Origin of the sequence: Microvirga vignae (assembly GCF_001017175.1) — a bacterium.
GTDB classification, from domain to species: domain Bacteria; phylum Pseudomonadota; class Alphaproteobacteria; order Rhizobiales; family Beijerinckiaceae; genus Microvirga; species Microvirga vignae.
Genome location: NZ_LCYG01000011.1, coordinates 1 through 24,263, shown reverse-complemented (window position 1 = coordinate 24,263; position 24,263 = coordinate 1). Strand labels below are relative to the sequence as shown.

Sequence of the window (24,263 nt, the reverse complement as noted above, 5' to 3'; positions counted from 1 at the left end):
CTTGGAGATTATTACGTCCAGTGCGGACGTGCAGGTCCGTTCCTGGCGCAGAGCGGATCTGAATCCGAGGTCAGCTAACCTTGCCTAAGCAGACATTCTGAAGGGCAGGGGAACTTCACGGTCTGGCGCAGAAGAGCCCTCTCAGGGCAGATTGGCCTCTGGGGAGCCCGAGCACAAGCTTCCGGCCTTCAGAGCGTCATCTAGTCTTCGACGATCAACCCTGTCAGACCGGGTCTCCTGCACGGCCTGTTACTGCAAAAAGAAAGCGCCCGTCGTCTCAAGGGGCGCTTCAAGGTCCGGTCCGTAGGGGCAAATATGGTACCGGTGGGAAACAGTAAGGTTCAGATACACCTGTTGTGTCATGTCGGTGGATTACGACGTAGCAATACGGAACATGCCAGGGATCAGGATCTTTTGCCAATGTGAGACGATCAGCATCACCTGTCGACTATTGGACACCTATACTCTAGGCACATACGAAGCGGGGAACATATGAGGCGGCGGAATATAGCCAAGATCGAGATGGCATGATCAACTCGAACCATAGGAGGCAGGAGGGTCGGCGGGTTGAGTACCATGCAGTTTTTGAGCGGAGGCGGCACCATGGGGAGCCGCATCCAGGCCTATGACTGGTCCGACTCGCCTCTCGGTCCCGTCGAGACTTGGCCACCCTCACTCTGCGTCACGCTCAGCAATATGCTCCGGTCCAAGCTTCCCACCTACATGCTATGGGGACCAGAACTGGTCACCTTCTACAATGATGCCTGTCTGCCATTGCGTGGATTGAGACCGGAGGCGCTCGGGCAGTCCCTGCCGCAGGCTTGGGCGGAGATCTGGCATGTCGTTTCTCCGCTCGTCGTGCAGGCGCGTCGGGGAGAAGCAGTTTACGTTGAGGATGTGCCTGTCGATATCATTCAGCGCAAAGGTTATCCCGAGACGACGTGGTGGAATGGCTCGTTCAGTCCCGTCATGGACGAACTTGGTGACGTGGGTGGCATCCTCATCGTCATCCATGAGACCACGGAGCGGGTGCTCGGCGAGCAGCGGCTTCGTTTCCTGGTCGATCTGAGTACCCGCCTGCGCGGTATAGCCGAGGGGTGCGAGGTCATGGCCACGGCCGCAGAGATGCTCGGTCGGCACCTGAAGACTAGTCGCGTCGGCTATGCGGAACTCAGCGAAAGCGGCAAGTCCTTTACGGTCGAGCGCGACTGGAGCGAGGGCACGAATCCGACCTTTGCCGGCCAATACAGCCTCGACGAGTTTGGGCCGGCGATCCGCAGCGAGCTTGAGGCCGGGCAGACGGTGTGCATCGAGGATGCTCTGTTAGATTCCCGCACTGCGGAGGAGCGTATCGCCGCCGAGTTTCTCCGCACCGGCAAGCGCGCCACCATCCTCGCGCCGCTCATCCGAGACGGTCGCTTGGTCGCGTCGCTCTATGTCCACCACACCGCGCCTCGTTATTGGCGCGAGGATGAAGTGAAGCTGGTGCAGGAGGTCGCCGAACGCACCTGGACCTCGGTCCTGCGAGCGCGGGCAGAAACCGCCCTGCGGGAGAGCGAGGAGCGTTTCCGGCAGTTCGCCGAGCACTCAGCCGATGTGCTCTGGATCATGAACGCTGAAACGTTGCAGATGGAATACGTCAGCCCCGCCTTCGAGCGCGTCTGGGGCTGGTCTCCCGATGCTTTCCACCGCCGTGACCAATGGGTCGAAACCGTTCATCCCGAGGATCGGGAGCGCGCATCCCAGACCAACGATCGGGTCCTGCGGGGCGAGACTGTCGTTCAGGAGTACCGCATCATTCGACCTGACGGAAGCATGCGCCACATTCACTCCACCGGGTTCCCGATCCTTGACGAGCATCGGAAGATCCGACGGATCGCCGGCATCGCCAAGGACATCACCCAGCATGATGGATCCGAGGTCTACGTGGTGGATAGCAATGAGGCCTCACGCCGGGATCTGTGTCTTCTGCTCCAGGGGGCCGGCTATGAGGTGAAGACGTTTGCCTCGGCGCGCTCCTTCCTTGAGGTGGCGCCGGTGCTGGTGCCTGGCTGTGTGGTGCTCGATATTCGCGGTCCCGAGACTGGCGAACTGACGATCCCCACGGAACTGAAGTTCCGGCGTGCGGGCCTGCCGGTGATCGTGATTGGCGAAACCGGCGGAAACGTATCGCTCGGGATCCGGGCGATGAAGGCCGGAGCCGTGGACTTTCTTGACGTGCCGTATCGTCCCGAACAACTTCTGGATGCGCTTGCCTCAGCTCAGGCGACAATTCAGGAAAGGGCAGAGCGGGATCAGGCCGCCGAACGCTTGAAGGCGCTCATTGCGGCACTGCCGCCACGCGAACGGGAGGTGCTGGATGGACTACTGTCCGGGGGCACCAACAAGACGATTGCTCGAGACCTCGGGCTTAGCCCGCGCACGGTGGAGGCACATCGGGCCCGCATCATGGAACGTCTTGGCGCTCAGAGCCTGCCCGAGCTGGTTCAGATCGCGGTTGCTGCTGGCTTGCAACCTAAATTACAGGACAGGCAGCGCTGATCGGGACAGGCAGCGCTGATCGCGCATGATGTGATGAGATGCGGCATGTTCTGCGTTCGTAGAGTCGCGTCCTTTCCCTTAATGGGGTCGAACGGCGTCCGAGAATGGCACGGTCAAGACCGTTTCGCCGGTTCCATCAGCGATCTCGATAACCGCATCCCGTCCCAGGTCAGCCACCTCGTCCAGAAGTTCCCGTGCAACTTTCAGAGCCTCTATAAGAGCAGCATCCTGGTCAGGCAGCTCCATGCCGTCTGGATCGATCTCAAGCTTGTCCCCGTTTCGGATGTGAAGGAAGTACAGGGGCATCATGGCAAGGAACCTGCTCTGGGTGAGGAATATAGGCTTTAGGACATCTTCGCCCAGCTCCTGCCTGGAAGAGGCACAGTCCTTCATTGGGCGACCTTGGAATGTGGATCGTCGGGTCCATAGGCCCTTGCGGAACAGTCCGTAGGGAAGTCCCGACTGTTGTCTGTCACTGCCGGAAGTTAACTCAGGTTAATGGCAGGCTGCGATCGGCAGATCGGCACCTGCAGTTTAGGGAGAGACCTGCCCAAAGAGGCAGGGAGACGCCACACCAATCGAGGAACGGCCTACGGGGGTGGCACGGATGCACTGCCATCCCCGAACCGGCTCCTTTCGCAACGGACCCGCCCGACGGGATCCTTCTGCCGGGAGCAGGCGCAGCACAGCCAGGTTATCAGGTCAGCCTCAAAAAGCATGCTAGGGAAGGGACACAGGCCAATGGACACGGCTGCGAACGATAATCAGGTTACTGAGCTCATTTCGATCCTGTCCACGACACTTTCTAACATCGATGTCGAGTACGAGTTCGAGCTGGCCCGAATCCGAGCAACGGCCAAGCCTGACCTTAGGGCAATGATCCTGGACACGGTACGGCAGCGCCACATCGAGCGCCGGGAACCCTATGTCCGCCAGATTGCCGAACTCCGGACCAGAGCCGATGCCCGTTAGTGCCGAACGACTTGGTTCGGCTGCACTCTGCAAGGTCCGCTCACTGTTTAGGTCATGCTAAGCAGTGACGTTTCGTCGTTTGCCAAATCGAAACTCGACCGCGCGACCGTTGCTGTCGAAGGCGTGGTAGAGATACATCCAATGCCCCGGACCTTGATGTAAGTTTCGTCGGCATGCCATTTCCGGCTGACGGGTCGCTTGTGTCCATTGAAGCGCTCGAGCAATTCATAGAGAGCCCTGTACCAGCGCCAGCCAACAACAAGGTGCATCTGGACCGGGGACCAATGTCGCCAATCCACGCGTCGAAGGTAAGGAACTGGCATGGAGCTGACCTTATCCTGATTTCCGCATTGGCGACGAAGAGTGGACATTCAGATGCTCTCGCTCTTCACCTCAATTCAACCTGAACCGGAGATGGCGAGAAGGACAAAATAGAAAATTGCAGTTACTGGAATGGCAGGACCAGTTTCATCTGGTCCTAGATATCCGCGAACGGTGCTTGGAGAGCCAGACTTCGCTCGAGCAGTTCAGGCAGGCGGGGAGAGCCGAGACGGCCTCCGAAAGACTCGCACTTGATGGCAGCCGCGACGTTGGCCATCTGCACAGACCGCAATATCCCCCAATTATTGACCAGGCCATAGACGTATGCGCCGTGCCAGACGTCGCCCGCATTCAAGGTATCCACGGCGCGAATGGGTAGGGATGGAAGCTCATATAAAATGCCTTCCGACCGTCCGCGCTGCCATATCAATGCACCAGCGGCGCCAAGTGTCACACCCACGACCTCCGCCTTTAGATCATCGACGATATCCAGCAATGCCCCTCTGGGCGATACGTCGGTTGTAAGAGACATCAGCGCCGGCTCCGAAAACAGAACGTGATCGGCAAGCGAGATCATCTCCCGAAGCGCATCAGGAGGTGCAATATCTGCATCAAGAATGGTCGGTATGCCGTGACGGCGTGCCTCAGTCAGCACGGCTCTTGCTCCTTCCATCCATCGCATGTCGACAAGAACGGCGCTTGCTTCTGCGATCTTATGAAGAGGCAGCCAACTCGGGTCATGGTCCAGTGATGGGTCGGTGTAGGGCACGACCAGCCTTTCGCCGGCGCTGTCGACGAGAATGGTGGAGAATGCTGTACGGGCGCCCTCGATCCTGCGAATATGATCGATTCCGACTGCCTCTTGTGACAGATCGAGCAAGAAGCTGTCGCCGGCTGGATCCTCGCCGATGCGCGCCCAGAGTTCGACATGTCCGCCAAGGCGAGCGATTGTGATGGCGGCTGCCGTCGCCATTCCGGACGCAGCCTGAACGGCTTTCTCGGGTAGTATCTTGGTACCGTGACCGGGGATATGATCGACCTTGAAGATGGTGTCCCAGAAAGCGCATCCTAGGCAGATCACAGGCTTTTCGTTCATCGCCGGGGTCCGAGTATCTCGATCCGCCATCGTAGGGCGGTGCATCCTGTATTGCTCATGAACCAAAGGGCAGGGGCTGTTATTCCAGATTGATAGCCCTCGAGCGGGCATTCATGATATGCGCCACGGCGGCATCCACGGCAGCGGCGGCGTCTCGTCGCTTCATCGCTGAAATGATAACGAGGTGCTCCTGCATTACGGGTATCACAAGTTCTTTGTCGAGGCTCGTTTCATTCTGGCGAATGAGACGCACTTTGATCCAATTGACCCGGTAGGCCTTCGATATAATATCATTGTTGAGCTCGTCCACGACTGTCTCATGGAATTCGCGATCAACCTGTTGAGCCTCGGCGACAAGTTCGTCAGTCACGCCTTTCTGCGCCGACACGATAATTGACTGGTGAATGGCCTCGAGCCGCTCGATCGCTTCGTCGCTGGCCGTCTGGCAGAAAGATGAGATCGCCTCACGCTCAAGAATCATACGGAACTGAAATGCATTGCGGATCAACCCGATATCGAGAGGCAGGATCTGCATCCCACGCTGCGGGACCGTGACAATCAATCCTTCGGCCTCAAGGCGTGGGATCAGCTCCCGGATTGCCCCGAGAGGCTGTCCTGTGAGAACCACGAGTTCTCGTTGGGTGACGAACTGACCGGGCTTGATCTTGCTCCGCAGCAGATGTTCCGTGAATGCATCATAGGCCCGTTCACGGAGCTTGAGTTCGGCACGACGCGCGTGGCGGGTCATGGTTGCTTGATCGCAGTCGCCGAAAGGCCGAACGGCTCAAGGAGCGCAACGGCTTGGGCAATGCTCTGCTGGTCCAGAGCGGGGAGGGGCGGTCTTGGAGCCGCCCAGACGCGGTCTCCTTTGGTATATGCTACAAGTGCCTTCACCATTGGAACCACAGGGTGGCGGGTGATCTCCTGAACGAGTGCGACGACGCGAGGATCGTCGTGACCACTCTCCGCCAGGGCGATGACGGCTTCGGGAAGAATATTGGCAACGCCGCAGATGGAGCCTGCTGCGCCCGCCGCACATGCGCGCCCGAGATAGGTCTCGTCACCGACAAGAATGTCGAGGTGAGGAAAAGCCTTGAGCAGCGCGAACGTCGCCTCGGCGTCGCATGCGCTGTCTTTGACGCCCCTGATCGCGTGAGGATAACGCTCGATGAGGCGAGCGATGACAGCGTGCGACAGTGGCACGCCGGTCATGCCAGGGATGTGATAGAGGATCACATCCCGAAGATCGCTGCCGACTGCCTCGAAAACTGCCGCGTACCAGGCAAATACGGCCTCGTCGGGCACCGGCCTGAAATAGAAAGGAGGCGCCAGAAGGACGGCGTGAGCGCCACGGCGCAACGCTTGGCCCGTGCTGTAAGCGGCCTCCTCCAGCGAGCAGGCAATAACGCCCTCCACCAGTTGTTCCGGCAGAATGCCGAGGTTGATGAGGTCCTTGGCAACACGCTCCCGCTCAGCAGCACCCACGGAGGGGCCTTCGCCTGTGGTCCCGAAGATCGTCGCCGTTCGGCAGCCACGGGCGAGGCAATCCTTCGCGTGATGGGCGAGGCGTTGAACGTCAACTTTGCCCTCCGCAAAGGGAGTGACGAGAGCGGGACTGATGCCGAAGCTGAGGGACAAGAGAGCCTCCAGAGGCCTGAAAGAAGGCCGGATCAAATGTTGTGTTGACACTAACATGTTACTCGGTGCTTAATCGGTTGCAAGCACAGAAAAGAGCCCGAAGAGGCCGTTACGGTGAAACAGGGAGGGAACTGACAATGGCCAAGACCTTTGGCTCGCTCACGCGTCGCACATTCCTGGCAAGCAGCGCGGTCGCATCCGCATACGGCCTCGGCGGCACGGGACCTGCCTTTGCCGATGTGAACTGGAAGAAGTACGCCGGCACCAAGATCGGCGTGAACCTTGTCAAGAGCCCGCGAGGCGAGGTCCTGCAGAAGTATGAAAAAGAATTCACCGACCTTACCGGCATTCAGGTTTCCTCTGAACAGACACCGGAACAGCAGCAGCGGCAGAAAGCCGTGATCGAGCTGAATTCCGGCAGCCCGAGCTTCGACGTGATCCACATCAGCTATCATGTCCAGAAGCGTCAGTTCGAGAAAGCAAACTGGCTGGCTGACATTGGCCCATTCATGAAGAACCCTGAGCTGACGGATCCCAGCCTGACCGAAAGCGACTTCTCTCAGGCCGGGCTGCTCTATGCGAAGAATCCGCAGGGCCAGATGCTGTCGCTGCCGTTCTCCGTCGATTACTGGATGGTTTACTGGAACAAGGATCTCTTCGCGAAGAAGGGGCTCGCCTACCCACAGACCTTCGACGAGATGGTGAAAGTGGCGGAAGCTCTGACTGACCCGAAGGAGGGGACCTACGGTTTCGTGGCCCGGGGTCTGAAGAATGCCAATGTCCCCGTCTGGACGAGCTTCCTGCTCGGCTATGGGGTCGATCCTGTCGACGCGAATGGCAATCTGATGACCGATACGCCAGAGGCCATTGAAGCTGCGCGGCTTTATCAGCGCCTCCTCTCGAAATCGGCCCCCCAGGGAGTTTCCGGATTCAACTGGTCGGAATGCCAGTCGGCCTTCCTGCAAGGAAAGATCGGCATGTGGCTCGATGGCGTCGGCTTTGCGCCTCCTCTTGAGGACCCGGACAAGTCACGAGTCGTCGGAAAGGTTGGCTATGGGGTCATGCCGCGCGGGCCGAAGGCGCAAGCCTCGGCAACGTTCGGGGATGGCATCGCCGTTACCGCCGCCAGCAAGAACAAGGAGGCAGCCTATCTTTACTGCCAATGGGCTGTTTCAAAACTGATGGGCGCGCGGCTTCTGCAAGCCGGTGGTGGCGTCCCATTCCGTAACTCGATCCTCAGCGATCCGGAGGTCCGCAAGGGCGTGAAGATGCCGCCGGCTTGGATCGACGCGGTCGTGGAATCCGGCAAGATCAGCAAGCTAGGCCTCCCCGTCGTTCAGCCGGTCACCGAGTTTCGCGACATCATCGGTATCGGGCTCACCAATCTCTTGGCGGGAGCTGATCCAGCCACGGAGATGAAGAAGGCAACGGAGCAATTCAAGCCGATCCTTGAGCGCAGCGAAAAGGCTTGATAGCCGCTTGCATGAGGAGGGCTGCCATGGTGGAGCGCGTTGATGGCGACCATCGTTGAGCAACAGCCTGGAGAGATAAAGGAGGCAGCGCCCGTTCAGGGCGCTCGCCCGCGAAGCTCGTACTGGCCGTTCGTCGTCCCTGCGGTTGCCGTGGTGGGGTCGGTCATCGTCTTCCCCTGGGTCTTCACGGTCTGGATGAGCCTGCACGAATGGACTGTAGGTGGAGCTCGCCGCTTTGCCGGTCTGTCCAATTACGCGCGGCTGGTTTCGGATGAGCGTTTCCTGACCTCTGTCATTCACACGTTCATCTACACGTTTCTTGCCGTCGTCCTGCCGTTGATCCTCGGGACCTTGGCTGCCCTGGTCTTCAATTCACGTTTGCCGCTCAGAGGCATTCTGCGCGGGTTGTTCATCATGCCGATGATGGCGACGCCCGTGGCTATTGCGCTTGTATGGACGATGATGTTCCACCCCCAATTGGGTGTGCTCAACTATCTCCTGTCGCTGATCGGGATCGGGCCTCAGGCTTGGGTCTTCAATCCTTCGACGGTGATCCCGTCATTGGTTCTCGTCGAGACCTGGCAGTGGACGCCGCTCGTGATGCTGATCGTGCTTGGCGGCCTCGCGGCCATTCCATCGGAACCTTACGAGAGTGCTGCCATCGACGGAGCCAGCGCAGTTCAGCGGTTCCGCTACATCACCTTGCCGATGATCGCACCGTTTCTCATGGTTGCTGTGATCATCCGGACCATCGACGCCCTGAAGAGCTTCGACATTATCTACGCCATCACTCAGGGCGGGCCCGGAACAGCGTCGGAAACGATCAACCTCTACCTGTACAGCGTCGCATTCGCCTACTACGACGTGGGCTATGGATCTGCCATTGCAGTCGTATTCTTCGCAATCGTTATCGCCCTGTCGCTTCTGATGCTCCATCTCCGTCAAAGGACGAAGTGGACCGACGTGCAGGGGGGCGCATGACGTCAAGGAGAATTCTGAACTCGCTTGGCATGTTGTTCGCTGGCGTGGTGCTGGTGTCGCCAGCCATCCTGTTCTTTCTCTGGATGCTCTCCCTCTCTCTCAAGTTTGAGGTCGATAACGCTGCCTATCCGCCCATCCTGATCCCTGAGCGCTTTGCGTGGAAAAACTATACCGGTGTGTTCGAGGCGAACCGGTTCGGGCTCTTCTTCCTCAACAGCCTGATCGTGACCGGCGCCGCGACCGGGCTTGCTCTCCTGATCGGCGTTCCGGCCGGTTACGGCATTGCGCGCATGCGGGCCACCAAGGCCGCTATCGTCGTACTCATCGCCCGCATGACTCCGGGCCTGTCGTATCTCATCCCGCTCTTTCTGCTGTTTCAATGGCTGGGGCTTATGGGGACCCTTGTGCCGCAGATCATCGCCCACTTGGTCATCACGGTTCCGATCGTGATCTGGATCATGATCGGCTATTTCGAGACGACCCCGCTCGAACTCGAGGAGGCGGCAGTCATCGATGGCGCCAATCGTTGGGACGTGTTCCGCTACGTTGCGCTCCCAATCGCGAAACCAGGCATCACGGTTGCTTTCATTCTCGCGGTGATCTTCTCCTGGAACAACTTCGTATTCGGCGTGGTGCTGGCTGGGCGAGAGACACGCACCTTGCCAGTCGCTGTCTACAACATGCTGTCCTTCGAGCAGCTAAGTTGGGGACCCTTGGCCGCAGCGGCGTTGATCGTAACCTTGCCGGTGCTCGTGCTCACCGTGATCGCGCAGCGTCAGATCGTTGCCGGTTTGACGGCTGGGGCGGTGAAGGGTGGTTGATCCGGAGGACTGCCTAGCAAACTGCCTGCACAGGTAATGTTCTTCAGGGTGAGGCGACCGAAGCAGCGTAGGTTCGCGGCTAGCCGCGATCCGGCGATCATTTTCCAGCCCAACTGCACTGTCGTCTACGAGCTTGCTGACTAACCGGCTAAATCATGGTCCCCTTTCAGACGTACGCTCTGTCCGGCAGGGCAGGAGGTGGCACAAGTGAGACCAAGCTTGAGAGCAGCTAACCGGCCCTAAGCGGACGTTTTGAAAGGGCTGGGGATTCGCGGTTTTGACCTTGAGCGGATCTTCCGTGCTTCTTGGATCTTAGTAGTCCAGGAGCATGAGATAGCGTTCGCTTAATGTTCGAAACTCGAGCGAGGCATAGGATGACAAACGTCCATGATGCGTTGCTGCAGACCATATGGCACGGGCAGGACCCGTTCTTGAACTATCCGGCCCGACTGTACCGGCAGGATCAGCAGGGCTGGGGCTCGACCCATCGCTACCTGACAGATGCTATCGAGATCCTCAGGCCGTCGGTCGTCGTCGAGGTTGGCGTCTGGAAAGGAGCGTCTGTAATCTCTCTCGCCTCTAAGATGAGGGAGATGAACCTCGACGGAGTAGTGGTCGCCGTCGATACCTGGCTCGGGGCCTGGGATCACTGGATGAGCGATGAGTGGTTTGCCCATCTCAATTTCAGCAACGGCTTTCCTGCCCTCTATCATACGTTCGCGGCCAATATCGTAGGGGAAGGCTTGCAAGACTATGTCCTTCCCCTCCCGCTGGACTCGATCAACGCCGCGAATGTCCTGCGACATCACAACGTCCAGGTTGATGTGGTTCATATCGATGGCGGACACGACTATCATGCGGTCACGTCGGATCTTCGCGAATGGTGGCCCATGATCCGACCTCGAGGTGTTCTCATTGGCGACGACTACCCGCACTGGCCGGAGGTCAAGAAAGCTTTTGACGACTTCTTTTCCGGCCAGGGCAAGTTCCCCTTTGAGGTCGACCCTCCAAAGTGCCGGATCTTCAGGTAGCGGCCGCAGGAGCGCATCGCCCGCAGACCTGCCGGCGGACCAGGGTAGAACCTGAGACGTGTCGGGCCTTACAACAGGCGGTCTGCGGGCGCTATGTTGGGTCACTCGCTCGGCTGAGACTGCCGCACCGAGCGTGACCGTCTGTAGTCCCTTCGCTAGCCGAGAAGCATCATTCTAGGCCCTGGATCTCCTCACTTCCCATGCTCCTTGTACTCCTCGCGCTCGTGCCTTCCTCGAGCTGGAATGCGACCTTCAGGACGACCCGGAACTGGGTGACTTGCTCGTTCTCCACAACGGCCTCGAACTCCTTGACCCAGACGGAGCGAATGTTGCGAAGCGACTGCGAGGCCCGCTCCACCGCTTGGCGGGTGGCATCCTCCCAGCTAGAGGTAGACTGAGACGACAGCTCTACCATTTTGACGATCGACATTTGTCCCTCCTTCACTCCGGCGCGAGCACGCGCCTAAAGGGAAAGCCTCAGGAGACGGGTGTCGTTCCTTGTCCTGGATGGTGCGGCCAGCGTGGGTCAGCACGAAGATGAAGTCAGGTGCCGTCAGCCCGGGCCGACAATCGTTGTACCTCGAAGCGCCCTGGCCTCCGGGCTCTTGCCAAGCGTCTCTGTCCCGGCCGCGGCAGTTTCGATCGGGTGAGACCAATCCTGGTTTGAGCCGACATCCACGCGACGCATTCATCAGACGAGCCGATGGAAATGACGGTTCCATGTCTTGGCTCCATGTCTTGGCGCCGGAATATCTGCTTCCGGCACAGACCGGAAGGAGACCGCGTGTCCGCTTAAGGCGCGAACACCGGACGTTCGTGAAGGGCAGGGAATTTCCTGGTGTGACCCACAGAAAACCCTCAGACGAGTCGTCGTGAGAGGAGCGTCACAACACAGGTTTGAAGCAACGGGGCTTCTCCAAGAGAGAGCACTTCTCCAAGAGAGAGCACTAGGGTCAGGTCATTTGCTTCCGTTCAAGGCAAAGTAAGAGCGGATCACCTGGCTGTCATCCGCCGTTCCGTCTCCGCGTCCGGAAGCAGCAAGGAACATCTGGTGGGCCGCCGCAGCCAAAGGAAGCGCCGCCTTCGTATCCCGCCCCGCATCAAGGACGATCCCGAGATCCTTGACGAAGATGTCGACTGCGCTCGTCACCTCGGGCTCTGCCTCAAGCATGCGCGGTCCGCGATCCCTCAGCATCCAGCTCGAAGCCGCTGATCCACTCATGATCTCGAGCAGGATCTTGAGATCGACGCCGACCTTGGTGGCCAGCGCAAAAGCTTCCGCGACCACGGCGATATGCACGCCGCAGAGGAGCTGGTTGACGGTCTTGACCATAGCGCCTTGCCCCGGGCGCTCGCCAACATGAAACACCTTGTCGCCAAGCGCATCGAAGACAGGTTTTGCCGCATCGAAGGTGTCCCGGGGTCCTGCGGCCATGATCGTGAGCGTCGCGGCCTTCGCGCCAGCTACCCCTCCCGATACAGGGGCGTCGATCAGCCGTCGGCCAGTTTCACGCACGCGCTCCTCGATAGCTTCCACCGCCGCAGGAGGGCAGGTTGCCATCAACGCGACCACGCCGTCAGGGCGGAGAGCCTTGAGCGCACCACCCGCGAACAGCACGGCTTCGGCCTGGGCAGCATTCACCACCATCAGGACCAGGACATCCGCCTCGGCTGCGGCTTCGGCGGCGGATCCTGCCCGACGTCCTCCGGCACTTTCCAGGGCATCCAGAGCCTTCAAACTCAGATCGTATCCAGTGACGGCAAAACCCTTCCCCAGGAGGTTCGTGGCCATCGGTAGTCCCATGGCGCCAAGGCCGACGAAGGCGACGCGGGTCATTTTCGTATTCCTCCCCGATGATGATCGACTCAGTACCGGCTCGACAGGCCGATGCGGATGAGGCGCCCCGCTCGAGTTCAAGCAGGGCGTCTCACGGCTCAGTAAATCGTGAGCCCTGGAATATAGCTTACCGCTAGGAGGACCAGCATGGCCACGCCGAAGAATGGCCAAAGCTCGCGGGTCGTGTCGGCCAGCGATGACCTGGCGATCGACGAGGAGATGAAGAGGGTGGTCCCGATCGGGGGTGTATAAAGACCGATACCTAGGTTCAGCACCATGATGATCCCGAGCTGCACCGGATCCAGGCCGATCGTCGCGGCAAGCGGGACGAAGATCGGCCCAAGCAGCAGGATAGCGGGTGGAAGGTCCAGCGGCATGCCTATGACGAGCAGCAGGATGTTCATCACCAGGATCACCAGGAGCGGGTTGCTGATCGTGGTCGAGACCCATTCGGCGAAGCGGGTCGGCACCTGATCGAAGGTCAGGATCCAGCCGACGATCGCGCTGCCCATGATCACGAGCATGACGACGCCCGTGGCAACGCCGGACTCGATCAGGCTGTGATGGAAGCGTTTCCATGTCAGGTCGCGATAGAAGAAGGCGCTCAGGGCAAGCGCATAGACGACCGCCAGAACCGAAATTTCGGTTGGTGTGGCAATGCCGAAACGCAGGCCGAGCAGGATCAGGATCGGCATCAGCAGGGCAGGGCCGCTCAACACCGCCAATTTCAGGAGCTCCATCCTCCCAACAGCGGGGTCTTCCGAATGGATGCCTCGCCACCGTGCAATGAGGCTGCATGTCAGGATGAAACCGCCCGCCATGAGAATGCCGGGGAGAATGCCCGCTGTGAACAGATCGGCGATGCTGACGCCGCTCACGAGGGAGTAGAGGATCAGGGGGATCGAGGGCGGGATCAGGATATCGATGACCGCCGATGTGGCGTTGTTGGCGGCGCACAGCCCGGCCGGATAGCCTTGCCGCTTCTGCCACGGGATGAGCACCGATCCGAGCGCGCTGGCATTGGCGACCGCACTCCCCGAGACGCCGCCGAAGACGACTGAGGCTACAACGGTGGTCGAGAGAGGGCCCCCGCGCCAGCGCTGCATCGCCTTGGTGGCGAAGCTCAGGAGTTCCTGCCCCAGCTTGCCTCCGAGCATCAGGCTCCCTGCCATCATGAAGAAGGGCAGGGCCAGCATCGGAAAGGACTGCGTCTGCTGGTACATCTGCTGTGCGATGATCATCAGCGGCAGCTCACCCTGCCACGCCAATGTCGCGCCGGCCGCAATAACCAGCGCATGGCCGACCGGGATGGCCAGGAGCATGAGGACCGTGAAGGCGATAACGAGAACGATGCTCATATGCCCGTCTCCTCTGGATCAGGGGCCGGCATAGCTTCAGGGCCAACCATGGCGACCCGCAGCGCAAGGGCGAATGTCGTCAGGATGACGGCGACGCAGCCGAGAGCGAGTGCGTAATAGCTGTAGCTGCTGGACAATCCGAGCACGGGACTCGTCTCGATCGACACGATGTCCGCGACCCCAATCGCCTCCCATCCCAGGATGGCATAGGAGGCGATGATGATGGCATGTCCGACAAGGAGCATTGCGCGTGCGCCATTCCGGCTCAGACGGGAGAGAACGGATTCGACGGCCATGTGGCCGCCCTTCTGAACCGCAAGTGCGACACCCGCCATGATGAACCAGGGAAAGAGACGTTCGGGTAGCTCTTGTGCGAAACGGAAGCCGCCGCTCTCCAGCACATAGCGGGCAATGACGTTCGCCGTGAGAATCCCAAGCAGCGCGATCCCCGTCAGCAGTATCATCGCTCGGCATACAAAGCCGACCGAGCGGTCGATGATGTTGGCCACGGCAAGCGCGCCGCCCCCCGTGGCCAGGTCTTGTGCGTCGTGGTGAGGCAGGGGGGCAACGCGAGTCATGACGTCAGCCTCGGGCTGTCTTGACGAGCTGGTCGACAAACTCGCCGAATGGCTTCGCGCGCCACGTATCGATGACGGTGGCGGAGGCCTCGCGGAAGGCAGTCTTGTCGACTTCGTTGACCGCGAGCTTCGGATTGGCACGGAACTCGCTGTTGTACTTGGCCTCGTTCTCCGCAAACAGCTTGCGTTGCAGGTCGCCCGCCTCCTTCGCCGCGGTCCTGATGATTTCCCTGTCTGCGGCTGGCAGCCGGGTCCAGGTGATCTGCGACATGAGGAAGGGCGAACTCTCCCACTTGTGGCCCGACAGGCTGATGAACTTGTTCACTTCGAAGAGCTTCGAACTTGCGATGTTGGTGAGTGGGTTCTCCTGACCGTCCACCACACCCTGCTGAAGCGCGATGTAGAGTTCACCGAAGCTGATCTGCTCGGTCCCGGCTCCAAGCGCCCGGAAGATGTCGATCGTCATCGGATCCGGTGGGGTGCGGATCTTAAGGCCTTTCAGATCCGCCGGCTTCACGACAGGCCGCTTGCCGTTGGTGATGTGGCGGATACCGTTGTCCCACCAGCCGAGCGGCACCATCTGGACCTTGGAGAAACGTTGTGCGAGTTCTTCGCCAATCGGGCCTTCCAGCACCTTGAACGCGGCGGCACTGTCCTCGAACAGAAAGGGCAGGCCGAGGGCTGCGAGTTCCGGCACGAGTGCCGACGTGGAGCCCTGGCTGTTGACCGTCATGTCGACTGCGCCGGTCCGCAGGCTGGTGAGCAGCGATTGTTCGTTGCCGAGCTGCTCGGAGCCTGCGACGCGAACGCCGATGCGTCCGCCGGACCGTTCCTTGACCATCTCGCCGAAACGTTCGGTCGCGATGCTCCGTGGATTGCCCGGAGCTGCGTTGTGACCCAGGGTAAGGTTGGTCGCGGCGCTTGCGCCGCGGGGCAGCGTCAGGACGGCCGGGGCCGCGAAGGCGCCGATGATGAGGCTACGGCGTGAAATCGAGTTCTTCATGTGCGTTCTCCTTCTGGATCTTGCCCGCTGACCGGGCTTTTCGATCGTTGTGGTGTCCGGCTGTGGCCGATGAGCCATGCCTAGACCTCGGAGCGTTGGCCGCTCCGAGGCAAGTCGTTTTAAAGCCAACCCTTGATGCTGCCCGTGACGGCGCTTACCGAGAGGCCGTACCGATCATGAAGAGTCGGCAGAGCGCCAGCATCCAGGAACTCGTCGGGCAGCGCGATCTGGCGGAATGCGGGCGGGAACACGCCCGAGCGCATCAGGAGGCCGGCAACGGCCTCTCCCAAGCCGCCGACGATCGTATGGTTTTCCGCTACGACCACCATCCGGCCGGTACGTGATGCTTCCTTCAGGATCGTCGCCTCATCGAGTGGCTTGATGGTGGGCACGTGCAGCACGCCGACATCGACATTGTCGTTGGAGAGTGTTTCTGCCGCCTCGAGCGCCCGCATCGTCATCAGGCCGGACGAGATGATCAGGACATCATTGCCGTCCCGCAGCATCTTCGCCTTTCCGACCTCGAACTTGTAATCGTACTCGTCGAGAACGAGGGGTACGTTGCCCCGGAGCAGGCGCATATAGACGGGACCATCATGCGCCGCGATGGCCGGAACGGCCTGCTCGATCTCATGGGCATCGCACGGGTCGATGATGGTGATGTTCGGCAGGCCCCGGAAGATCGCGATATCCTCGGTGGCCTGGTGGCTCGGCCCGTAACCGGTCGTCAGGCCGGGCAGGGCGCACACGATCTTCACGTTGAGGTATTCCTCGGCGATCGCCATGCAGATGAAGTCGTAGGCTCTTCGTGCCGCAAACACGGCGTATGTCGTGGCGAATGGCATGAAACCTTCCCGTGCCATTCCGGCGGCGGCGCTGATCAGGAGCTGTTCCGCCATACCCATCTGGTAGAATCGGTCAGGATGGGCCTTCGCGAAGATGTGCAGGTCCGTGTACTTCGCGAGGTCCGCCGTCAGCCCTACGATTTCCGGCCGGCTCTCGGCCAAAGCAGCGAGGGCGTGGCCGAAGGGAGCGGGTTTGGTGCGCTGGTCCGGGCCGGCGAGCGAAGCGATCATCGCCGAGGTTGTCAGCCGCGGCTTGTCCGCCGTCCCTTGTCCTCCTTCTCCCTGCTCCCCGAGCCAAGCTGGCCGCGTGTATTTCGAGCGCCTCATGATGTCCTCCCGGCGTCAAGCAGTTCGAGGGCCTTCTGCCATTCATGCGGCTCGACCCGCAGGAAGTGGTTGCGCTCACGCTGTTCGAGGAACGGAACGCCCTTGGCCATCTTGGTGTCGCAGATGATGATGCGCGGCTTCGGTTCAGCGAGGTTGCGGGCTGTGTCGAACGCGGCGACCAAGGCATCAATGTCGTTGCCGTTGACGCGCTGGACATGCCAGCCGAACGACTCGAACCGTGCTTCGAGCGGCTCGAAGCCGGTGACCTGAGAGGCCGGCCCATCCGCCTGCTGGTTGTTGACGTCGACGATGCCGATCAGGTTGTCGAGTTTCCAGTGGCTGGCAGACCAGGCACCCTCCCAGATGGAGCCCTCACCGAGCTCTCCATCGGAGAACAGGCAATAGACGAACGAGCTTGATTTCTTGCGCTTCAGCCCGAGACAGAATCCGACGGCGAGCGCTAAGCCATGGCCGAGCGATCCGCCGGTGATCTCCATGCCCGGCGTGTAGGCTGCCATGCCCGACATCGGCAGGCGGCTGTCGTCGGTTCCGTAGCTCTCCAGCTCGTCTTCGGGGACAATCCCGGCTTCGATCAGTGCCGCGTAAAGAGCGATGGCGTAGTGGCCGATCGAAAGAAGGAAACGATCGCGTTCCTCCCACTCCGGTTCCTCGGGACGATAGCGCATGGCATGGAAATAGGCCACCGCCAGGACGTCCGCGACGCCGAGCGCTTGGGCAATGTAGCCCTGGCCCTGCACCTCGCCCATTCGGAGTGCATTGCGGCGGATGCGATAGGCGCGGTCCACCAGGGAGACATTGGACAGGGCAGATTGGGAAGCCCGCGGCACAGGTTCGCTGGTGCTGGTATTCATCGATCTCTCCAGATTGTCGGAGGGCGCGAGCGGACTAGCGCCCATTGCGCCCATCAATGGATCAGCATCCCGCCGTTCACGTCGATCACGGCGCCGGTGATGTAAGCGGACAGATCCGAGGCAAGGAATAGGTAGGCGCCCGCCACATCCTCCGCATTGCCGAGACGGTTGAGCGGGATGCCTTTCAAGATGTCTTGGCGCATCTCGTCAGTGAGCTTGCCGCCCGTGATGTCTGTCTGGATCAGGCCAGGCGTGACGCAGTTGACGCGGATGCCGTCCGGGCCGAGTTCGCGCGCCATGGCTTTTGCGAGCCCGAGAACCCCGGCTTTCGCGGCGGAGTAGTGCGGTCCGCCGAAGATCCCGCCGCCGCGCTGGGCCGAAACCGAGGACATGCAGGCGATCGAGCCTCTACGGCGGGAACGCATGTGGGGAATGAAGGCTTGGCTCAGATAGAGGGCGCCGGTGAGGTTGACGTCGACGATGCGATGCCAGCTCGCTTCGTCGATCTCCATCGTCTTCACGGGCTGCGTGACGCCGGCATTGTTGAGAAGGATGTCGACATGGCCGAAGGCCGTGATGGCTGCATCCGCGGCGCGCCTGCAGGCGTCGAGGTCGGTGACGTTGCACCCGATGCCGGCATGGTCCGGACCCAGGGACGCGGCGGCTTCCTTCGCGCCTTGTTCATCGAGATCGAGGATAGCGACCTTGGCGCCGTGCGCCGCGAAGAGACGGGCAGTCGCAAGCCCGATTCCACGTGGGCTGGCCGCGCCGGAAATGACAGCGGTCTTGCCTTCAAGAAGCATTATTTCCTCCAGGGTGGTTTATAGTTTTTAATTTGTCGGAGGAATTATTTGCCGATGTGCATCGTCGGACAAACGCGATGTTTACACCCTCTGTTGAATCTGATTCACTAATCCGATGCTTCAGCAGGTGCCACTCTCCTTTCTCCGGATCTTTGAGGCGGCTGGCCGGACAGGGTCCTTCCGGGCGGCCTCCGTGGAGCTTAACCTGACGCCCAGTGCAGTCAGCCACGCGATCCGGAAGCTGGAGCAGGCTCTCGGAATACCCCTCTTCGAGCGAGACACCCGCAATGTCCGCCTGAGCTACGAGGGAGAGGCACTGATGCGCCACGTCAGCCGGGCGTTCGATGAGTTACGGCGCGGCATGGAGGTCATCTCGACCCGCGGACCCAAACTCCTGCGGTTGCACTGTGCACCAAGCTTCGCAGCCCAGTGGCTGACACCGAGGTTGGCCGATTTCCTGAAACACCATCCAGGCGTGGAACTCCGCCTCGCAGCTGGCATCGATTACACACGGTTCGCTTCCGATGAGTTCGATGCGGATATCGTCTATGGCCTGCCGCGCGTGGAGGGGCTGATCGTCGTGCCCCTCGGGGAGGAAACGATCGCGCCGATGTGTGCGCCTGATCTGGCGGAGACGATCACCACCCCATCGGATCTGTTCAACCACGTGCTGATCCAGACGGACAGCAAGCAGATCCAATGGGCAGATTGGTTCGGTGCGAATGGCCTGGTCGCGCCTCCTCCGAATGGGAGCCGGTTTGACCGCAGCTTCCTCGCCATTGCGGCCGCCGCAGAAGGGCTTGGCGTCACCCTGGAGTCCACGCGTCTGGCAGAGAGGGAACTCGCATCGGGCCGCTTGGTCATGCCGTTGGACCTGAAATCAACCCCGGTCCGCTATGTCGGGCATAACCTGGTTTTTCCCCGCTACGTTCGGCAGCGTCGTCCGTTGAGGGCATTTGCCGAGTGGCTTCTCGCCGAACTCGGAGTCAAGGCTCAGCTTCCTCTCGGCGGGATCTAAGCTGACGCTTTTCGGCAGCGTCAGGGCTGTGCTTCAGGACCTCAGCGGCTTGGCCACCGTGTCGAACGTCATCCCAGAATGGATCTTGTCCGCAACGAGCTTCGGATCGGCCTTGCCTGCGGCCTGCCCCCTGGGCGATCACCTGCATGGCCGCATAGGCGTATAGGGTAAAGCCCTCCAGATCGACACCCTTCGCCTTGAAACGCTCGACGATTGCAGAGCCGCGAATACCCATGATTTCATCATTGACCTTCGCGTCGCTTCCTCCCGTCACACAGGGTGCAGGCGTTGCCGTGCAATGGCGGCGTGGAAGCGCGTGCCGTAGAGCAGGCCTTCATCGTTGAAGTCATAGGCTGGATTGTGCAGGGGCGCGGAATTCTTGCCGTTGCCGACAAAGGCAAAGCAGCCGGGCACGTGTTCCAGGAAGCGGGCGAAGTCCTCCGAGCCCGTCATCGGTTCGCGGGCGGTCGAGATGTGGTCTGTCTCAAACACGGTCCGAGCGGCCGCGAAGGCCTCGTCCACCAGGGCGGCATCGTTCAGGAGCGGCACGAACTCGCGCGTGTAGGTCACCTCGGCGGCGACGTTGTACGTCAGGGCTGTTCCCTCGGCGATGATGCGCATCTGCTTCTCGATCTCGGCGCTGATCTCGGGTTGGAAGCTGCGGGCATCGCCAAGGATGCGGGCCAGACCGGGCAGCGCGTTGCGGGTGCCGTCGGTGATCAGCTCCGTCACCGACACGACGCCGATGTCGGTCGGGCTTAGGCGACGCGAGACGATGGTCTGGAGATTCATGACGGTGGCACAGGCTGCGACCAGCACCTCGTTGCCCCAGTGCGGGCGAGCGGCATGCCCGCCGACACCCTTCAGGACGATCTCAAAGTTGTCCTCCGCCGACATGATCGGTCCCACGCGCGTCCGGAAGTGCCCGACCGGAATGCCTGGCATGTTGTGCAGGCCGTAGATCTCCTCGAACGGAAACCGCTCCATCAGTCCATCGGCCAACATGGCGAGCGCGCCCTTGCCCCATTCCTCGGCAGGCTGGAAGACAAAGCGTACGGTGCCGTCGAAGCCACCTTCCTCGGCCAGGAGCTTTGCGGCTCCGAGCAGCATGGCGGTGTGGCCGTCGTGACCGCAGGCGTGCATCGTGCCGGGCTTCTGCGAGCGGTAGTCCTGCGTGCCCTGTTCGGTGATGCGCAGGGCATCCATGTCGGCCCGGAGCGCGATGGCCCGATTGCCGCTGCCGCGTTTGAGCGTGCCGACGACACCAGTACCACCCACTCCCTCGGCCACATCGTCGAGGCCGAACTCCCGCAGTTTGGCGGCGACGAAGGCGCTCGTGCGCTTCTCCTCGAAGCCGAACTCCGGATGGGCGTGCAGATCGCGCCGCCAAGCGGTCATTTCCCGTTCGAGGGCGTCCAGATCCATCGCCATGGGTTTCTCCTCATTGGGCTGCGAGGCGGGCGGCGACGTCGAGCAGGATGTTGGCGCCCGCGACGAGGTCGGCATCCGGCGTGTGTTCGCGTGGATTGTGGCTGATGCCGCCGATGCTGGGCACGAAGATCATCGCCGACGGCGCGATCCGGGCGATCATCTGGGCGTCATGGCCCGCGCCCGAGGTCATCCGCTTCGAGGCCAGCCCGCGCTTCCGGGCGGCATCCTCCACCAGTTCCACGATCCTCCGGTCGAAGGCCACCGGCTCGAACCGCGCCAACCGCTCAACCGAGATTGTGACCTCCTCGGCGGCCGCCAGTTCCCTCAGGTACGCGGCAAGAGCCGCTTCCTCCGCCTGGAGTCGCTGTTCGTCGGGATCGCGCAGGTCGACCGTAAGGGCGGCACGGGAGGGGATGACGTTGATCGCGTTCGGCTCGAAGTTCATGCAGCCCACTGTCGCAACGGTAGGCGCATTCGAGTTCCGGGCGCGGTCGCGCAGGAAGGTGACGATGCGAGCCGCGGCGTGACCGGCATCCCGGCGCATCGACATCGGCGTCGTGCCGGCATGGTTGGCATCGCCATCGATGGTGACACGCTGCCAGGAGATTCCTTGAAGGTTCTCCACCGCGCCGATAGGCACACCTTCGCGTTCGAGTATGGGTCCCTGTTCAATGTGCAGCTCGACATAGGCGTGCGGCTTAAGGAAGCCCGGCTCCTCGAAGCCGGCATAGCCGATCCGCTCCAGCTCCGCCCCGAGCACCGTGCCATCGGTGCCGACCGTCGCCAGTGCCTCTTTGACCGGAAGTCCCCCAGCGTAGACGAGCGAGCCCATCATGTCGGGGGCGTAACGTACACCCTCCTCGTTGGTGAAGGCAGCGACCGCGATGGGCCGTGCAGGAGCGTATCCAGCCGCCTTCAGGGTCTCGATCGCCTCCAATCCCGAGAGCACGCCATAGCAGCCGTCATAGATGCCGGCATTGATGACGCTATCGATATGCGAGCCGAGCAGGACGGGTGCCTCGTCCACATTCGCGCGATCCTTCCAGATCCCGAAGATGTTGCCGATCCGGTCGACGGCAATGTCCAAACCTGCCGCGCGAATCCATGAGACGAAGGCGTCGCGTCCGGCCTTGTCAGCATCGGAGCCGGCGAGCCGGACCAGCCTACCGTCTCCATCGCGGCCGATCTGCCCGAGTTCCCGGAGACGGCCGAGCAGGCGCTCTGCATTGATGAAAAGTGTGGTCATGCGTCTGCCCCTTCGATGCTGGTTGCGACAGCGTCAGGTCGCATTCCGACCAACTCGGCGTAGCGCTCCGGATCGGTGGCACCTTCCGTGTTGATGACGAAGACACGGGACGCACCAGTGAGGTGGAGTGCTGCCTTGATGTCTGGGGAGGCCGCCGCGCGAACGAGGCCGGCAAGGCCCGCGCCGCCGCTCTCGCCAGCCACGATGGCCGGATCATTCCCGGCGGGGCGGGCGAGACGGTTCATCACCGCGACCGCATCCTCCTCGTCGACGATCATGAAGGCATCGGCGACGCGCGACAGCACCCGCCAGGCAACCAGCGAGGGTTCGTAGCATTCGAGCATCGCCATGACCGTCGGCGCGCCGTGCTCGATTTTGACCGGATGCCCCGCCTGCGCTGTCTCAAAGAGGCAGGCCGCCCGCGCCGGCTCGACCACGACGAAGATCGGCCGTTTGTCCCCGAGCACGAGGGCGAGATGGCCAGCAACGGCGGCCGCGACGCCGCCGACACCCGCCTGCACGAACACATGGGTCGGAACTTCGGGAAGTTGGCGCAGGGCTTCGCTCACCAAGGCGGTGTAGCCCTGCATGACCAATTCCGGAACGCGCTCGTAGCCCGGCCAGGAGGTGTCGGAGACAACGGTCCAGCCCTTCTCGGACGCGACACGTACGGCCTCGGCTACCGAGTCGTCATATGTACCCTCGACCCGGATCATCTGCGCGCCGAAGCGGGCGATGGCCGCCACCCGCTCGTCGCTGACGCCGGAGTGAACGAAGATGGCAGACTTGGCGCCGACCAGTTGCGCGCCCTGAGCCACCGAGCGCCCGTGATTACCATCCGTGGCACAGGCGACCGTCATCCCGGCGGCAATGGAACGAACCTCAGGCGAGTGCAGTTCGGCGACGTCGATCTGCCGTCCGAGGCGGCGGCTGGCTTCCTCCAGCACGATCCGGATGACCGCATAGGAACCGCCCAGGGCCTTGAAGCTGCCGAGCCCCAGCCGGAAGCCCTCATCCTTGACATGGATGGTGCCCGCGCCGAGTTCGGCGGCCAGGGTGGGAAGGGTGTGCAGAGGCGTCGGGGCGTGATTGTCGCGATAGGTCAGGTATCGCTCGACCTCCTCGGCAGCCTTCATGCCCAACGTCTCGGCATCAACGGGATCAAGAGGCTTACGGTAATAGGGGTGCTGGTTGAGAAGAAACATCACCGTTCTCTTGGCTCTCTTGGCTGGGACGGCGAGAAGATATTGCACATGACATGAGAAAGGCGCTCTATTTAGGCCTGCAAAATGCAAGAATTTTTCGTGTAAGTGGGGCCTGCGGTGTCCAAGTCTTCGTCCTCGATCCCCCTCGACAGCTTTGATCTCGCGATCCTGAACATCCTCCAGAGGGACAACTCGACCCCGCAGCGGGTGATCGGCGAGACCGTCAATCTGTCAGCCCCGGCCGTGCAACGGCGCATCCGTCGGATGGAGGAGGCCGGGGTCATCCAGGCCAATGTCGCGGTCATCGATCCTGCCCAGGTCGGGCAGCCCATCACCATCTTCGTCGAGGTCGAAGTGATCAGCGAGACGGCGGAGTTGATTGATGCCGCCAAGCGGGAGTTCGCCTCGGTTCCGGAGGTGCAGCAGTGCTACTACGTCACCGGCGAGGCTGACTTCGTTCTGGTTATCGTGGTGCCGACAATGGGCGCCTACGAGGCGCTGACGCGTCGTCTGTTCTTCGGGAACAACAACGTGAAGAGGTTTCGCACCTTCGTGGCGATGGACCGCGTCAAGGTCGGATTGGTGGTTCCTCTGCCGGGATAGCGTCACGTGCCCATTGCCGAGATCCGAGCGGCAGGGAAGGACGGCTCTTGGCACAAAGCGGGAGGAGACCGAATGTCTCCTTTAGGACGGAAAACGCAGACGCTCTTGAAAGAAAGGGGAGCTTCAGAGTGCGACCCGAACCTGACGTCAACCTTATGCACGATCTCGGTGGCGATCTTACCGTCTGAAGTGGCCAATTCGCCCGAGGTGTGGTGTCTGCTCCCAATTACTGCATCAGAGCCTTTGATCAGGTGCGCCTCAAGA

At 61.3% G+C, this 24,263-nt stretch carries 24 protein-coding genes and 1 pseudogene; 8 read left to right on the top strand and 17 right to left on the bottom strand.

The features are described 5' to 3' along the window. Window positions 1–576 precede the first annotated feature (576 nt). Window positions 577–2,541 (top strand): PAS domain S-box protein, encoded by a 1,965-nt coding sequence (locus AA309_RS02805; RefSeq protein WP_052954445.1) that lies wholly within the window; start codon window positions 577–579, stop codon window positions 2,539–2,541. Window positions 2,542–2,619: 78 nt separating this feature from the next. Here the strand turns inward: AA309_RS02805 and AA309_RS02800 are convergent, their stop codons facing one another. Continuing rightward, a complete protein-coding gene (locus AA309_RS02800; RefSeq protein ID WP_052954444.1) occupies window positions 2,620–2,934 on the bottom strand; it encodes a DUF6894 family protein in 315 nt (104 codons plus the stop codon). 348 nt (window positions 2,935–3,282) lie between these two features. Between AA309_RS02800 and AA309_RS02795 the strand changes: the two genes are divergently transcribed. Further along, on the top strand, window positions 3,283–3,513 hold the full coding sequence (locus AA309_RS02795) for a hypothetical protein (protein ID WP_047187474.1): 231 nt from the start codon (window positions 3,283–3,285) through the stop codon (window positions 3,511–3,513). Between the two features lie 60 nt (window positions 3,514–3,573). On the opposite strand, the pseudogene AA309_RS36240 reads toward AA309_RS02795, so the two are convergent. The 4 genes and pseudogenes from AA309_RS36240 to AA309_RS02780 all read right to left on the bottom strand — a co-directional run. Beyond that, window positions 3,574–3,737: pseudogene (locus tag AA309_RS36240) on the bottom strand (DDE-type integrase/transposase/recombinase); the annotation flags it as partial. A gap of 254 nt (window positions 3,738–3,991) precedes the next feature. Then, window positions 3,992–4,930 (bottom strand): PfkB family carbohydrate kinase, encoded by a 939-nt coding sequence (locus AA309_RS02790; protein ID WP_047187473.1) that lies wholly within the window; start codon window positions 4,928–4,930, stop codon window positions 3,992–3,994. 79 nt (window positions 4,931–5,009) lie between these two features. After that, window positions 5,010–5,678: a GntR family transcriptional regulator gene (locus tag AA309_RS02785; protein ID WP_047187472.1), complete on the bottom strand. Its 669-nt coding sequence runs from the start codon at window positions 5,676–5,678 to the stop codon at window positions 5,010–5,012. Further along, window positions 5,675–6,568 carry a dihydrodipicolinate synthase family protein gene (locus AA309_RS02780; protein ID WP_047187471.1) on the bottom strand — a complete coding sequence of 298 codons (894 nt, stop codon included), beginning with the start codon at window positions 6,566–6,568 and terminating at the stop codon, window positions 5,675–5,677. Before AA309_RS02780 ends, AA309_RS02785 begins: the two co-directional genes overlap by 4 nt. 137 nt (window positions 6,569–6,705) lie before the next feature. Here AA309_RS02780 and AA309_RS02775 point away from each other — a divergent pair, with 137 nt between their 5' ends. The 4 genes from AA309_RS02775 (at window position 6,706) to AA309_RS02760 (ending at window position 10,873) form a co-directional block, all read left to right on the top strand. Further along, window positions 6,706–8,040, top strand: coding sequence for an ABC transporter substrate-binding protein (locus tag AA309_RS02775; RefSeq protein ID WP_047187470.1), 1,335 nt, complete (start codon window positions 6,706–6,708; stop codon window positions 8,038–8,040). Window positions 8,041–8,082: 42 nt separating this feature from the next. Then, window positions 8,083–9,021: a carbohydrate ABC transporter permease gene (locus AA309_RS02770; RefSeq protein ID WP_047187469.1), complete on the top strand. Its 939-nt coding sequence runs from the start codon at window positions 8,083–8,085 to the stop codon at window positions 9,019–9,021. Continuing rightward, on the top strand, window positions 9,018–9,842 hold the full coding sequence (locus tag AA309_RS02765) for a carbohydrate ABC transporter permease (protein WP_047187468.1): 825 nt from the start codon (window positions 9,018–9,020) through the stop codon (window positions 9,840–9,842). The genes AA309_RS02770 and AA309_RS02765 overlap by 4 nt, the downstream gene beginning before the upstream one ends. Window positions 9,843–10,216: 374 nt before the next feature. Beyond that, complete coding sequence (locus AA309_RS02760) at window positions 10,217–10,873, top strand: class I SAM-dependent methyltransferase (RefSeq protein ID WP_047187467.1); 657 nt, start codon at window positions 10,217–10,219, stop codon at window positions 10,871–10,873. A 169-nt stretch (window positions 10,874–11,042) separates the two neighbouring features. On the opposite strand, the gene AA309_RS02755 is transcribed toward AA309_RS02760, so the two are convergent. From AA309_RS02755 to AA309_RS02720, 8 genes are all read right to left on the bottom strand, one after another. Next, the gene (locus AA309_RS02755; RefSeq protein WP_047187466.1) at window positions 11,043–11,303 is read right to left on the bottom strand and encodes a dodecin family protein; all 261 of its coding nucleotides are present in this window, start codon (window positions 11,301–11,303) and stop codon (window positions 11,043–11,045) included. 528 nt (window positions 11,304–11,831) lie between these two features. Beyond that, the gene (locus AA309_RS02750) at window positions 11,832–12,710 is read right to left on the bottom strand and encodes an NAD(P)-dependent oxidoreductase (RefSeq protein ID WP_047187465.1); all 879 of its coding nucleotides are present in this window, start codon (window positions 12,708–12,710) and stop codon (window positions 11,832–11,834) included. Between the two features lie 98 nt (window positions 12,711–12,808). Continuing rightward, a complete protein-coding gene (locus AA309_RS02745; protein ID WP_047187464.1) occupies window positions 12,809–14,068 on the bottom strand; it encodes a TRAP transporter large permease in 1,260 nt (419 codons plus the stop codon). Next, on the bottom strand, window positions 14,065–14,646 hold the full coding sequence (locus AA309_RS02740) for a TRAP transporter small permease (protein WP_052954443.1): 582 nt from the start codon (window positions 14,644–14,646) through the stop codon (window positions 14,065–14,067). Before AA309_RS02740 ends, AA309_RS02745 begins: the two co-directional genes overlap by 4 nt. 4 nt (window positions 14,647–14,650) lie before the next feature. Next, window positions 14,651–15,649 (bottom strand): TRAP transporter substrate-binding protein, encoded by a 999-nt coding sequence (locus AA309_RS02735; RefSeq protein ID WP_047187463.1) that lies wholly within the window; start codon window positions 15,647–15,649, stop codon window positions 14,651–14,653. A gap of 119 nt (window positions 15,650–15,768) precedes the next feature. After that, complete coding sequence (locus AA309_RS02730; RefSeq protein ID WP_047187462.1) at window positions 15,769–16,821, bottom strand: transketolase family protein; 1,053 nt, start codon at window positions 16,819–16,821, stop codon at window positions 15,769–15,771. Beyond that, window positions 16,818–17,693 carry a transketolase gene (locus AA309_RS02725; protein WP_047187461.1) on the bottom strand — a complete coding sequence of 292 codons (876 nt, stop codon included), beginning with the start codon at window positions 17,691–17,693 and terminating at the stop codon, window positions 16,818–16,820. Before AA309_RS02725 ends, AA309_RS02730 begins: the two co-directional genes overlap by 4 nt. 53 nt (window positions 17,694–17,746) lie before the next feature. Continuing rightward, window positions 17,747–18,496 (bottom strand): SDR family NAD(P)-dependent oxidoreductase, encoded by a 750-nt coding sequence (locus AA309_RS02720; protein ID WP_047187460.1) that lies wholly within the window; start codon window positions 18,494–18,496, stop codon window positions 17,747–17,749. Between the two features lie 115 nt (window positions 18,497–18,611). On the opposite strand from AA309_RS02720, the gene AA309_RS02715 reads away from it, so the two are divergent. Next, on the top strand, window positions 18,612–19,514 hold the full coding sequence (locus tag AA309_RS02715) for a LysR substrate-binding domain-containing protein (RefSeq protein ID WP_047187459.1): 903 nt from the start codon (window positions 18,612–18,614) through the stop codon (window positions 19,512–19,514). Here the strand turns inward: AA309_RS02715 and AA309_RS02710 are convergent. From AA309_RS02710 to AA309_RS02695, 4 genes are read right to left on the bottom strand one after another with little or no spacing between them, the layout of a single operon-like run. Further along, window positions 19,483–19,749, bottom strand: a complete 267-nt coding sequence (locus AA309_RS02710; protein WP_047187458.1) for a hypothetical protein — start codon at window positions 19,747–19,749, stop codon at window positions 19,483–19,485. The two genes, AA309_RS02715 and AA309_RS02710, sit on opposite strands and share 32 nt — an antisense overlap. Before the next feature lie 35 nt (window positions 19,750–19,784). After that, the gene (locus AA309_RS02705) at window positions 19,785–20,945 is read right to left on the bottom strand and encodes a M20 aminoacylase family protein (RefSeq protein WP_047187457.1); all 1,161 of its coding nucleotides are present in this window, start codon (window positions 20,943–20,945) and stop codon (window positions 19,785–19,787) included. 10 nt (window positions 20,946–20,955) lie between these two features. Further along, window positions 20,956–22,191, bottom strand: a complete 1,236-nt coding sequence (locus AA309_RS02700) for a Zn-dependent hydrolase (protein ID WP_047187456.1) — start codon at window positions 22,189–22,191, stop codon at window positions 20,956–20,958. Continuing rightward, window positions 22,188–23,396 (bottom strand): diaminopropionate ammonia-lyase, encoded by a 1,209-nt coding sequence (locus AA309_RS02695; protein WP_047187455.1) that lies wholly within the window; start codon window positions 23,394–23,396, stop codon window positions 22,188–22,190. The genes AA309_RS02700 and AA309_RS02695 overlap by 4 nt, the downstream gene beginning before the upstream one ends. A gap of 117 nt (window positions 23,397–23,513) precedes the next feature. On the opposite strand from AA309_RS02695, the gene AA309_RS02690 reads away from it, so the two are divergent. Beyond that, window positions 23,514–23,999: an Lrp/AsnC family transcriptional regulator gene (locus AA309_RS02690; RefSeq protein ID WP_047187454.1), complete on the top strand. Its 486-nt coding sequence runs from the start codon at window positions 23,514–23,516 to the stop codon at window positions 23,997–23,999. Window positions 24,000–24,263 lie beyond the last annotated feature (264 nt).